Source organism: Microbacterium karelineae, assembly GCF_009745985.1.
Lineage (GTDB): Bacteria > Actinomycetota > Actinomycetes > Actinomycetales > Microbacteriaceae > Microbacterium > Microbacterium karelineae.
Window position 1 is genome coordinate 1 of sequence record NZ_WFIX01000185.1, and the last position, 12,715, is coordinate 12,715.

Annotated in this window: 8 protein-coding genes; 3 read left to right on the forward strand and 5 right to left on the reverse strand. The window is 72.4% G+C overall.

Annotated features, from left to right (window positions below; genetic code table 11):
- The first annotated feature begins 282 nt into the window (after positions 1-282).
- Positions 283-1,416 (forward strand): IS30 family transposase, encoded by a 1,134-nt coding sequence (locus GB932_RS12150; RefSeq protein WP_156760168.1) that lies wholly within the window; start codon positions 283-285, stop codon positions 1,414-1,416.
- Positions 1,417-1,486: 70 nt separating this feature from the next.
- Here GB932_RS12150 and GB932_RS12155 read toward each other — a convergent pair whose 3' ends face one another.
- On the reverse strand, positions 1,487-4,156 hold the full coding sequence (locus GB932_RS12155; RefSeq protein WP_156760970.1) for a phosphoenolpyruvate carboxylase: 2,670 nt from the start codon (positions 4,154-4,156) through the stop codon (positions 1,487-1,489).
- Positions 4,157-4,388: 232 nt separating this feature from the next.
- Between GB932_RS12155 and GB932_RS12160 the strand changes: the two genes are divergently transcribed.
- A complete protein-coding gene (locus GB932_RS12160; RefSeq protein ID WP_156760971.1) occupies positions 4,389-5,858 on the forward strand; it encodes an alanine/glycine:cation symporter family protein in 1,470 nt (489 codons plus the stop codon).
- A 59-nt stretch (positions 5,859-5,917) separates the two neighbouring features.
- On the opposite strand, the gene GB932_RS12165 is transcribed toward GB932_RS12160, so the two are convergent.
- Genes GB932_RS12165 through GB932_RS12175 form a run of 3 tightly spaced genes read right to left on the reverse strand, consistent with a single transcriptional unit; the run spans position 5,918 to position 10,367 of the window.
- A complete protein-coding gene (locus GB932_RS12165; RefSeq protein WP_156760972.1) occupies positions 5,918-6,955 on the reverse strand; it encodes a hypothetical protein in 1,038 nt (345 codons plus the stop codon).
- The gene (locus tag GB932_RS19470) at positions 6,948-8,795 is read right to left on the reverse strand and encodes a hypothetical protein (protein WP_231916162.1); all 1,848 of its coding nucleotides are present in this window, start codon (positions 8,793-8,795) and stop codon (positions 6,948-6,950) included. The genes GB932_RS12165 and GB932_RS19470 overlap by 8 nt, the downstream gene beginning before the upstream one ends.
- A gap of 3 nt (positions 8,796-8,798) precedes the next feature.
- Complete coding sequence (locus GB932_RS12175; RefSeq protein WP_156760973.1) at positions 8,799-10,367, reverse strand: phenylacetate--CoA ligase family protein; 1,569 nt, start codon at positions 10,365-10,367, stop codon at positions 8,799-8,801.
- A 146-nt stretch (positions 10,368-10,513) separates the two neighbouring features.
- On the opposite strand from GB932_RS12175, the gene GB932_RS12180 reads away from it, so the two are divergent.
- On the forward strand, positions 10,514-11,728 hold the full coding sequence (locus GB932_RS12180) for an MFS transporter (protein WP_156760974.1): 1,215 nt from the start codon (positions 10,514-10,516) through the stop codon (positions 11,726-11,728).
- Positions 11,729-11,824: 96 nt separating this feature from the next.
- Here GB932_RS12180 and GB932_RS12185 read toward each other — a convergent pair whose 3' ends face one another.
- Entirely contained in the window at positions 11,825-12,682 is an 858-nt protein-coding gene (locus GB932_RS12185; protein WP_156760975.1) for a helix-turn-helix domain-containing protein, read from the reverse strand.
- Positions 12,683-12,715: the final 33 nt, after the last annotated feature.

Here is a 12,715-nt window from a genome sequence, read left to right on the forward strand (position 1 = left end):
GTTGGGTTCTAGCGGTGGTCGCAACGCCCTGACTTTCAGGAGGTCGCGGCCATCGTGTCGTTTTCGGAGAAGCGTCAACAGTTCCTCGTCCTGCTCGACGAGGTCGGCAACGTGGGGATCGCCGCTCGCGAGCTGGGCGTGAACTACTACACCGCCCGCAATTGGGCGCGGAAAGCGGGAAAGCGATCGGTCCGCCAGCCGCGTCCGGATTCGCGCCAGGGCGAGTACAAGCGGCTCCGGGAAGAGGGAGCGTCTCGACGAGACGCGGCCCAGCGGGTCGGGATCCACGAACGCACCGCCCAGGACTGGGACCACGGTGTCCATCACTCGCGGAACTCGCGGTTTCATCCCGACGGGCGCCGCGTGAATTACTCCACCGGTCAGGTCACGATGGAGTCCATGACGACTCCACCACCATCACAGGTTCCCGAGCAGACGGGTTCTCGTCTGCTGTCGCTTCCAGAACGGGAGAAGATCGCGGATCTGACCCGACTCGGTTGGTCGTTGCGGGCGATCGGCCGGGACCTGGGAAGGTCGGCATCGACGATCAAACGCGAGCTCGACGCCCGGACCACCGGCGGCGTCTATCTGCCGTATGGCGCGCATCGTGACGCGGCCGTGAAACGGGCGCGCCCGAAGCCAGCGAAGCTCGCCCAGCCGGGACGGCTGCGGGAGTTCGTGTCGGACCGGTTGGCGCAACAATGGTCTCCGGAGCAGATCAGCGGCGTCTTGTCGCGTGATCACGCCGGCGACGAGAGCATGCAGGTGAGCACGGAGACGATCTACCAGGCGATCTATGTCCAGGCCCGCGGCGGCCTGAAACGCGCCGTCGTCGACGCGCTGCGCACCGGACGGACCCGTCGTAAGCCGCACCGATCGCCGGGACACCGCACGAGCCGGTTCGTCGATCCGATGATCATGATCAGCGACCGCCCCGCGGACGTCGAAGACCGCGCCGTCCCCGGGCACTGGGAAGGGGACCTGATCGTCGGGGCGGGCAACCAGTCCGCGATCGTCACCCTCGTCGAACGGTCCACGCGTTACGTGATGCTCGGGCATCTGCCTAGCGACCATACCGCCGAGGCTGTCCGGGATGTTCTCGTCCCCCTGATCGGTTCGTTGCCTGCGCATCTGCGCGGGTCGCTGACCTGGGACCAGGGATCGGAGATGGCCGACCACAAGGCATTCCGGATCGCCACGAACGTCCCGGTCTACTTCTGTGATCCCGCCGCGCCCTGGCAACGCGGCTCGAACGAGAACACCAACGGGCTGCTGCGGCAGTACTTCCCGAAGGGCACCGATCTGTCGATCCACGGTCCGGAAGATCTCGAGCACGTCGCGCAGAAACTCAACGGCCGTCCCCGCAAGACACTCGGTTGGGACACCCCAGCCGAGCGTCTGCTACAACTCGTATAAAACACCCGGTGTTGCGACCACCACTGGAATCCGCCAACGCGGACAGGGCGTGTCGTGACCAGTCGGAGCGTCAGCCCGTGTTCTGCAGGCCGGCCGCGACGCCCGAGACCGCGAGCAGCAGCAGACGCTGCGCCTCGGGATCCGCCGGCACGTCCTCCGACGCATCGCGCAGCGCCCTCAGGGCCCGCAGCTGCAGGAGCGACAGCACGTCGACGTACGGGCTGCGCAGCTTGACCGCCCGCTGCAGCACCGGCTTGTTCGAGAGCAGGTCGTCTCCGCCGACGATCCGCACGACCCACTCGCGGGTCAGCGACATCTCATCGAGAACGAGCGCCGCGAGGTCGTCGCGGTCGCCCAGGGCGAGGTACCGGCGCGCGATCCGGTCGTCGGTCTTCGCGAGGCTCATCGCGACGTTGTCGATCATGGTGCGGAACAGCGGCCACTCGGCGTACGCCTCGCGCAGCAGGGCCTCGTCCCCGACGGCGTCGAGCGCCGCGCCGAGGCCGAACCAGCCCGCGAGGTTGATGCGGGCCTGCGTCCAGGCGAACACCCACGGAATCGCGCGGAGATCCTCGAGCGACTCGACCGACAGGCCGCGGCGGGCGGGACGCGAGCCGAGCGCGAGCAGCCCGACCTCCTCCATGGGCGTGACGGTCGCGAACCAGGGCGCGAAGCCATCCGCCTTCACGAGATCGAAGAACCGCGCCCGCGACGCCTGCTCCATCCGCTGCGCGACATCGGCGAACCGCTCGGCCGCCTCGCGGTTGCGGTCCTCGTTCGAGGGCGCAGAGGCGGTGAGGATCGCGGCCGCGACCTGGTCGACGTGCCGCATCGCGATGTCGGCATCACCGTAGCGGGCGAAGATGACCTCGCCCTGCTCCGTGAGCTTGAAGCGGCCGTCGACCGAGTGCGGCGGCTGCGCGAGGATCGCGCTGTTCGCCGGCCCGCCGCCGCGCCCGAGGGCGCCGCCGCGGCCGTGGAACAGCGTGAGCTCGATGTCGTGAGCCTGCGCCCAGTCGGCGATCAGCGCCTGCGCTTCATACAGCGCGAGCGTCGCCGCGACGGGGCCGACGTCCTTCGACGAGTCGGAGTAGCCGAGCATGACCTCGAGGCGGCGCCCCGTCTGCTCCAGCCGCGCCGCGAACGCGGGGTGGTCGACGATCTCAGCGAGGATTCCGGGTGCCGCCTGCAGGTCATCGAACGTCTCGAACAGCGGGATCACGTCGAGCACGGGGAGCGCGCCGCCCTCGCCGACCGCGTAGCGCGCGAGACGGTGCACGTTCGCGAGGTCCTCCGCCGACTGCGTGAACGACACGATGTAGCGGCCGGCGGCGCGGGGCCCGAAGCGATCCTGCACGAAGGCGATCGCGCGGAACACCTCGAGCACCTCCTCCGTGAGCTCGCTGCGGGGCTCGCCGGCGTCGAGCTCGGCGAGGACCTTGGCGTGCACGGCCGAGTGCTGGCGCACCTCGAGTTCGGCGAGGTGGAAGCCGAAAGTCTCGACCTGCCAGATGAGCTTCTGCAGCTCGCCGTATGCCTGGCGCGCGGCGCCCGCGCCTGTGAGCGACGCCTGGACGGTGCGCAGGTCGGCGATGAGATCCTCGGGATCGCGGTAGGCGAGGTCGGCGTTGCGCGTCCGCGTCGCGGTGATCTTGCGGGCGAGCAGGAGCAGGGTCGCGCGGTGCGGCTCGTTCGGCGAGCGCTTCGCGATATCGGCCGCGGCGTCCTCGTCGGCGCTGCGCAGGCGCGCCCACAGCGACTGCAGCTCCGCGCTGGGCGCCGTCGAGGCGTCGCCGAGCGTGAGACCGCGGCCCACGCGCTGGGCCGCTCGCTCGAGGCCGAGCAGCACGTGCTCGCTCGCGATCGCGGCCGCCTTCCTGCTGATCTTCGCGGTGACGAACGGGTTGCCGTCGCGGTCGCCGCCGACCCAGCTGCCGACGCGGACGAACGGCCGCACGGCGGGAGCGGTGCCGCCCGCGGCGGCGCCCTGCAGCGCGTCATCGACGCGGCGGTACACCTCGGGGATCGCGGTGAAGAGCGTGTCGTCGAAGACGGCCATCACCGTGCGCACCTCGTCGAGGGGCGACGGCTTCTCGGGACGGATGGGCGAGGTGCGCCAGAGGGTGTCGATCTCCTCGAGCATCTGTCGGCGCGTGCGCTGCTCGGCGGATCCCTCGCGCGGCGCCGCCGAGAGCGCGTCGACGAGCGACGACAGCCGGCGGATGCTCGTCGACACCGCGCGGCGCCGGGCCTCGGTCGGGTGCGCCGTGTAGACGGGGTGGAAGCACAGACCTTCGAGGCGTCGGCGCGCCGCATCCTCGCCGATCTCGTCGGCGAGTGCGGTGTAGGCGCCCGCGATCGTGCCGCGCGGGTCACGGGGCGATGCCCCGTCGCGGTCGCGCAGGATGCGCACGCGGTGGCGCTCCTCGGCGAGGTTCACGAGGTGGAAGTAGCAGGTGAACGCCCGCGCGACCTCGTCTGCGCGGGCGGGCGACAGCTCGTCCGCGATGGCGACGGCGCGGTCGAACGCGCCGGACGACGGATCCGTGTACGCCTCGATCGTCGCCGTGCGCAGGCGCTCGACGTCCTCGAAGAGGCCGTCCGAGCCGCTCTCGCGCAGCACCTGGCCGAGGAGCGTGCCGAGGAGTCGCACGTCGGCGCGCATCGGCTCGGGCATCTCCTGCTCGGCCTCGAGGCGTCCGACGACGTCGAGAGTCTCAGTGGGGGTAGGAGTGGGCATGGGTCCCACGGTAGCGAGAGACGGCGCCAGCGCCGAAACGAGCGTCGCCGGATCCCCGCGTTCCGCGCCCCGTGGCGCGCGGGTGTGACGAGATGTTTCGGCCGCATCGCCGATGGACGCCCCCTCTCGGCATGGGCGCCGCGCACCCCTACACTCTCCCTCATCGGCCGCATCCGGCCGCATCTTCCGTCACTCGGCGCGACGTCGCGCCCGACCAGGAGACACCACCACGATGCTCGACAACATCATCGCGTTCCTCGGCGCCGCCAGCGGCTTCATCTGGGGACCGTATCTGCTCATCCCGCTGCTGCTCGGAACGGGCCTGTATCTCACGATCCGGCTGGGCGGGATCCAGTTCGTGCGTCTCGGCGCCGGTCTCGGCCTCGGTCTGCTCCGCCGCAGGGACGCCGGCGCGGGCGGCGACATCTCGCAGTTCCAGGCGCTCACGACGGCCCTCGCGGCGACCGTCGGAACCGGCAACATCGTCGGCGTCGCGACGGCCCTCGCGGTCGGCGGCCCCGGCGCGCTGTTCTGGATGTGGATCACGGGCCTCGTCGGCATGGCGTCGAAGTACAGCGAGGCGTTCCTCGGCGTGCGGTTCCGCACGACCGACACGGCGGGCGAGCGCAACGGCGGGCCGCAGCAGTACCTCGAGCGCGGGATCCCGAACGTCTTCGGCAAGATCCTCGCCCTCGCCTTCACGCTGTTCGCCATCTTCGCCTCGTTCGGCATCGGCAACCTCACGCAGGCGAACTCGGTGTCGGCGAACCTCGAGAGCAGCTTCTCGGTGCCGACGTGGCTGACGGGCATCATCCTCACGGTCATCGTGCTCGTCGTCCTCGTCGGGGGCATCAAGTCGATCGGCCGCGTCACGGCGGGCCTCGTCCCCGTCATGATCGTGCTGTACATCCTCGCGGCGCTGTACATCCTCATCGTCAACATCGGCGACGTCCCCGAGGCGTTCGCGACGATCTTCCGCGACGCCTTCACGGGATCGGCCGCGGCCGGCGGCTTCGCCGGATCCGTCATCATCATCGCGATCCAGTTCGGCGTCGCGCGCGGCATCTTCTCGAACGAGTCGGGCATGGGATCCGCGGCGATCGCCGCGGCCGCCGCCCAGACGAGCCACCCCGTGCGCCAGGGCCTCGTGTCGATGACGCAGACCTTCATCGACACGATCATCGTCGTGACGATGACGGGCCTCGTCATCGTCACGACCGGAGCGTTCACGTTCACGGACGACGCGGGCGCGCAGATCCCCGCGTCGCTCATGACGGGCGAGGCGTTCACACACGGGCTCCCCGGCGAATGGGGGCACTGGATCGTGACCATCGGGCTCGCGCTCTTCGCGTTCTCGACGGTGCTCGGCTGGTCGTACTACGGCGAGCGCGCGATCGAGAAGCTGCTGGGGCGCCGCGCCGTCATGCCGTTCCGCGTCGTGTTCGCGCTCGTCGTCTACGTCGGCTGCACGACCGAGCTCGAGGTCGTCTGGCTGTTCTCCGACGTGATGAACGGCCTGATGGCGCTGCCGAACCTCATCGGGCTGCTGATCCTGTCCGGGCTCATCGCGCGCGAGACCCGCGCCTACCTGCGGCACGACCCGAAGCTGACGGCGTCGCAGACCGAGGTGGAGCAGTTCATGTCGGGCGACCCGTCATGGGAGGACTGGAAGCGCCGCGAGAACGCGGGCCCCGAGCTCTGAGCTGCGGCGAGATCGTCTCTCGCGGGCGAGCATCCGATCGGATGCTCGCCCGCGAGTCTCTACCCGCTCGCGTGGAGGTGGCGGTCGACGAGGCGCGGCGAGCGCGGCGGAGCGGCATCCGGCGCCCCGGCCGCGAAGACCGCCAGCGCGGAGCTGCTGGTGGCCAGCCGGAGGCCGCGCCGCAGGGCCGCGTGCGCGCGCGGCCCATCGATGACCTGCGAAGCGGGCGCGACGGCCCAGCCCGCGCGGTGCGCGGCGAGCCACGCGCGGAGGAGCGCGCGCCCGGCGCGGACGACGTCGCCGGGCTCGGGGCCGCGCGGCCACATCCGCCCGGAGGGCGCGTGATCGGCGACGAGCACGAACAGCCCGGGGTGCCCGCCGCGCGCCGTCAGCGGAGCGAGCCGCGACGCCGCGGCGAGTGCCCCCGCGAATGCGCGGCGCCCGACGGGCCTCGCCGTCACAGCGGCCGCGACGCGGGCGGCGCGCGGCGGGATCAGCAGCGCCGGCGCCGTGAGGCCGTCGCGGTGGAATCGCGGATCCCTCGAGGTGAATCGCAGCCAGTCGACCGTCTCGCGTGCGATGGCCGGGCGGCCCGCGGATCCGGCGTCGCCCGCCGCGATGAGCCGCGCAGAGGCGCCGGGAGGCACGCGCAGCAGACGCAGCCACGGCTCGCCGAGCGCGTCGGGCATGCCGGCGTCGCCCGAGGTGACGAGCCTCCCGCGATACACCGCGCGGCGGTCGACATCGGCCGACGTGAACGGCGTCGCCGCCTCCCCCACCTCGAGATGCGCCCGGACCAGGGGATCCTCCGGCGCGGTCGCCGGATCCGCGTCGAATGCGCGCAGCGCCCCGTCGACGGCCTCGGCGCGCAGAGCGAGCCCGCGCTCGGCCGCCGCGATCGCCGCGGCCTCGATCCAGCAGCCGAGCCCGAGGAGGGCGTCGCGTCCGGTCGGATCCCCCTCCCGCAGGAGCCGGTCGCCGTCGAGCCCGACATCGAAGCCGTCGGCCGTCTGCCGCACGCGCCACGGCTGCGCGTTGTGCGCGCTCGGCGCACGGCCGGCGGCGCGGGCGACAGCGCTGAGAGCCGCGTCATCCATCGATGCTCCTGCGATAGAAGGTGTATCCGTGCAGCGGGCGCCCGCCGAAGCGCTCGAACTGGCGCGCCGACGCGGGGTTGTCGCGGCCGACGTACGTCGAGCGCAGGGTCCGGTAGCCGCCGGCGCGCAGGCCGTGCTGCAGCTCGCGGCTCAGCAGCGTGAGGATGCCCCTCCCCTGTGCGTCGGGGCGCGTGCCCTGGATCACGAGGACGGCGTCGCGGATCCGGCGACGGCCCGCGAGAAGGCGGGCGAGCGTCAGCGGATCCATCCGCCCGCCGCTGCGCTGCACGGCGCGGGTGATGTCGGGGATCGCGATGACGAACGCGACGAGGTCGCCCGAGCGATCTCGCGCGGCGAGGAGCAGCCGCTCGTCGAGGAGCCAGGCGAGTCCGTCGGTCGCGGCGGCCATCTCGTCGGGGGTGATGGGCGTGTAGTACGGCAGCTGCGCGAATGCCGCGTTGAGGACCTCACGCACCTCGGGGATCAGGCGCGGCACGTCGCGGCGCGACGCGTGCTCGATCGTGATGCCGGCGCGCGCGAGCTCGTCGGCCGAGGGCGGCGCCGGATCCCCGTTGCCGGCGACGTCGACGATCCACGTGTCCGACTCATTCCAGCGCGCGAACCCCGCCTCCTCGTATGCGCGGGGCACCCACTCGGCGTTCCAGGCCGAGTCGACGAAGCCGCGCTCGTCGAATCCGCTCGTGATGACGCCGCCGGCCTGGTTCGGGAGGAGCGAGACGGGCCCGACGAGCTCGCGGGCGCCGATCGCGCGGGCGCGGCGCTCGAGCTCGGGCAGCAGGGCGGCCATCGCCGCGCGGCCCGCGCGCTCGTCGCCGCCGAGGTCGGTCGCCCCGAAGAGCAGCGCGCGGGCGCCGATCTTCTCGTCGAAACGCGGATCCGTGTGCACGGTCGTGCGCGCCACGGCGCGGCCCGACGCGTCGTGCGCCGTCAGCAGCGTGATGAGCTCCGGATGCGGGCTCGTGCCGGCGAACCAGGAGCGGATCACGGGGCGCAGGAGCGGGACCGCGAGCTCTCGCTCGGCCGCCCGCAGCGGCTGGCCGACGAACGCCCCGAGCTCGCGACCGGTCGTCACCTCGCGCACGGCGAGCGGAGGATCCTCGCGCTCGGGCTCGGCGCGGTAGAAGCGGATGAACCCGGCGGTCGCCCAGCGATCCGTCGCCGTGAGCCACACCATCAGCTCGCGGTGCTCGGCGCCGCGCGCCATCGCGAGCATCGCGTCGTCGTCGGCGAAGAACGCGATCGTCCCGAGCGCGAAGGGCGCCGTCCAGTACACGCGGTGCCCGCGGTAGCCGCGCATCCGCGACATGCGCGCGACGAGCCGCACCCAGCGTCGGGAGAACGCGATCCACGACAGCGGCGAGCGATAGCGGGTCTCGCCGAAGAAGAGCGCGCCCGCGTCGAGCGGGCCCGGGCGGTCGTCGTCCGCGCGCCGCTGCGACCTCCGCGCGGCGCGCGTGGGCCGCTCCGCGACGCCGGGCGGGCGGCGCACGGCCGGAGGGTCGACGCCCCGCTCGCGCTCGGCCGACAGGGGCGTGAAGCGCTCGATGACGTCGAGCCCATCGCGCCCCGCATAGGATCCGTTGGCGAAGCCGTGCGGATCCGCCGTCCACAGCCGCGCGCCCGGCGTGCGCGCCGCGTACGCCCTGGCATCGTCGACGGCCGCGAACAGCGTCATGCGCGCGCGGCGGGATCCGTCGACGATGCGGAACGACCGCCCTCGTCCGTCGCGTCGCCGCGCGGGGCGGGCGTCGGCGGGCGCGAGCACCATCGCCTCGCAGCGGGAATGGGGCGGCGCGTGCGAGAAGTCGTCCGTGCGCACGGCTCAGCCCTCGTCGGTGAGGTAGACGTTCTTGATCTTCTTCGGCCCTCCCGCGAACGGGCCCGTGTCGAAGTCGTGCACCTCGACGCGGATGTCGCCCGTCGAGGGATCCTCCTCGAGCGATTGCGCGAAGTCGCGCGACACCGAGGCGAGGTGGGCGACGACGCCCGCCGAAGCCCGCGTCGCGAGCTCGTCGCGCGCGGCGTCCGAGAGCTCCGCGTCCTCGCGCAGCTGGAGGTGCACGATCGGCCGACGGTCGTGCAGGCCGACGTCGACGAGGCCGAGCGTGAACGACGCGATCGCGCGGGCGTGCGGATTGTCGCGGTAGAGCCCGTTCTCGACGTCGAGCGGGTAGATGTTCGCCCCCATGTACGAGATCGTCGCGTCGGAGCGCCCGTAGAGCAGCAGGAACGGCAGCCCGAGCCGCTGCGTCGCGTGGGCGCGGTCGAACTCGGCGGCGAGGCGCGGATGGCGGGCGACGTGCCGCCGCATCTCGGGGAACGACACGAGGGCCGCCTCGTCATGGATGTTGTAGCGCAGCTTCGGTGCCATGATCGACGTCGCGTTCAGCGTCGCGAGCAGCTCGCCGTCCTGGGTCGTCTCGAGGTATGTGTCGAGCGGGTTGTACTGGAACACCATCGGCGTACGGGTCTCGTCGTCGCCGAGCACCTCGGCGCGCAGCCCCGGATGCGCGATCAGGCTGCGCCGCAGCCACACCGACAGGTCGGTCTCGCCGCCCATCCCGATCGTGAGATCCGATGCCCCGTAGCCGGAGTACACGCGCCGGAACCGCTCCTGCAGGTAGTCGCGCAGCCCCTCCGTCATCGCCTCGCCGCCGACGAAGCCGTTGAGGTCCCAGCGGTCCCATTCCCAGCCCTCGGCGTCGAGCCGATCACGCAGGTGCTTCAGGAACGGCGGGTAGGCCGAGACGAGGTAGGTGTAGCGCGGCCCGAAGTGCCGCATCGTGTCGACGATCTTGTCGAGGTCGGGGCCCGTGTTCTTCACCATCGCCACGCGCGCCATCGCGATGCCCGTATTGGTGCCGGTCGCCCACGCCCCCATCGAGAACGCGTTGATGCAGAACAGCCGCCTGGTCCCGAAGAGCGACGTGACGTATCCGGCGACGTTGCGGTGCACGGTCGACAGCTCTCGCTTCGAGCGCATCCAGTTGAACGGGGTGCCGCTGGATCCGCTCGACTCGTCGATCACGGTGCCCGCGATCTCGATGCGCCCGCCCCAGCATCGATCCGCCTCGTCGTAGGGCACGACATAGTCCGCCTTGTCGGTCGGCGTGTACCGCTCCAGGTCCCACCAGCGGAAGCGGAAGCCGTTCGCGAGCTGGAAGTGCCGGTATGCGGGCACGTCGAGGAAGCCGTGCTGGCACATCATCCACGCGTGCAGCCGCGCGAAGCGGTCGAGCGTCGGGCGGTAGCGCCGCGCCGCGAAGCGCCACAGGGCCGGGTGGAGGCGGTACAGCGAGTACACGCTCGTGAGCAGCTTCGACACGGCGCGCAGCGCCACCTGCCTGACGAGGCTCGCGCGCCCCTCGTCGGCCGGAACCGGAATGGTCATGCGCCCTCCCCCTCGATGACGACACCCTGCCCTGAGCATAGGGCGCGGGAGGCCGCGCGACGAGGCTCTGATCGTCCCGGACGATCGGTCGGGTGCGCCGGACGCTCGGTCGGGCGGCGCGGACCGCGCCCTGCGAGCGTCGAAGCATGACCGATACCGACACCGTCCGGATCCCGCCCGCCGCCGCGCCTGCGCCGACGCGGCTGCGCTACGCCGCCCTCGTGATGATGACGCTCACGAGCTTCTCGCTCGTCAGCGCGGAGTTCCTCCCCAACGGCCTCCTCACCGACATGGCGGCCGATCTCGGGGTGACGCCCGGACAGGCCGGGCAGACCGTCACGGTCACGGCGTTCGTCGGGCTCATCGCGGCCCCGACGGTGGGGCTCGTCGTGCCGAAGGCCGACCGGCGCACGCTGCTCGCCGTGCTGGCGGCGGCCGCCGCCGTGTCGAACCTCGCGGTCGCATTCGCCCCGCAGCTCTGGCTGATCCTCGTCGCGCGCATCCTCCTCGGCATCGCGCTGAGCGGGTTCTGGGCCATGTCGCTGAGCGTCTCGGCGCGCATCGCCGGCCCGGAGCACCTCGGCCGCGCCGTGATGTTCACCACGGCGGGCGTCTCGCTCGCGACCGTCGCCGGCGTCCCCATCGGCGTGCTGCTGTCGAGCTTCGCCGACTGGCGCGCGGTGTTCGTCGCCGCGGCCGTCGTCACGGCGGGCGTCGCGCTCGGCCTGCGGATCCTGCTGCCGTCCGTTCCCGCCGAGAAGGCGACGAGCATCCGCGGCCTCGTCGACACGCTGCGCCGCCCCGGCCTCTCCCTGGGGCTCGTGGGCCACGTGCTGATCGTCTTCGGCCACGTCACGGCGTACACGTACATCCGGCTCGCGCTCGAGCGGGTGAGCATCGACGGGCGGCCCCTCGACGAGGCCGGCGTCGTGCTCATGCTCGTGCTCTTCGGCGCGGGCGGCCTCGTCGGCAACGTCGCGACGGGTGCGCTCGTCGACCGCCACCTCGGCACGCTGCGCGCGGCCGTTCCGATGCTCGTCGCGGCCTCGATCCTCGTGGCGCTCGTCGGATCCGGATCCGCGTGGGTGTTCGGCATCGCCGTCTTCGTCTGGGGCACGGCGTTCGGCGGCTGGCTCATCGTCCTGAACGCGTGGATCGGCCGCCACGCGCCCGACCGCCTCGAGTCGGGCGGCGCCCTCGTCGTCGTCGGCTTCCAGCTGGCGATCGTCCTCGCGGCGGGCCTCGGCGGCCTGATCGTCGACCTGGGCGGCGTGCCGCCGACCTACGCGCTCGCGGCGATCTGCACGGGTGTCGGCACCGCGCTGTTCGTCGCGGCCGGCCGCGGATCCGGCGCACGGTAGGCCCGGCCGCGCCACCGCGCCCCTCGCGCGGAGACGAGCCGGATGCGCATCGACGCACGTCGCGCCGACCCGCGGATCCGGCTCTGCCGCGGTCTCCTACGCGGGCTCCAGGACCGGCCGCGCGCGCCACGCGGAGGGTGCCAGGCCGGTGCTCCGGCGGAACGCGCGGCTGAAGCCCTCGTCCGAGGCGTATCCGAGCCGTCGCGCCGCATCGGACACGCTGGCACCGTCCGCGAGGAGCGTCTTGGCTGCGTCGACGCGGACAGCCGTGAGGTAGGCGGCCGGTGTCCGCCCGGTCACGGCGCGGAACCGGTCCGCGAACACCGTGCGCGACATCGCGCCGATCGCCGCGAGGCGCTCGACGGACCAGGGCCGCCCCGGATCGGCGTGGATCGCGTCGAGAACGCGCGCGAGGAACGGATCCGCGGAGCGCGCGGGCCAGCCGGTCGGCGCGCAGCCGGCCTCAGCCCACGCGCGAATCGCCGCGAGCACCACCGTCGTGGCCATGAGCGCGCAGATCGTGCCGTTCGCGGGGCGCGGGACCGCGCATCCGTCCCGCGCCATGTCGCCGGCCACCGCCGCGATCGTCGGTTCGGCATCGGCGAACGCCGACACCGCGAGAAGGTCGGGGATGACGTCGGTCTCCGGCGGCGCGCCGGACACCAGCTCGAGCTCGGAGACCACCAGCTCGGCGGCGGTGTCGGCGCGAAGCGTGTGGTGCTCCCGCCCCATCGAGACGATCGCGGCGCCCGCCGGCATGTCGACGACGCCGGCCGCGGGTGAGGCCGCGACGCGGCCGGAGACGACGTACCCGAGCGTTGCAACGCCCGCCCTCAGGCGCAGCCGCTCCCCCGCCGCGAGCGTCGGGCGGTGGCCGTCGAGCACTCGCCAGCGGATCCCCGCGAGCATCCTCTCGAGCGACTCGGATCCGGCGAACTGCGCGGTGTCTGCCATGCAGGCGACAACCTCCGGCGAGCGCGGCCTATT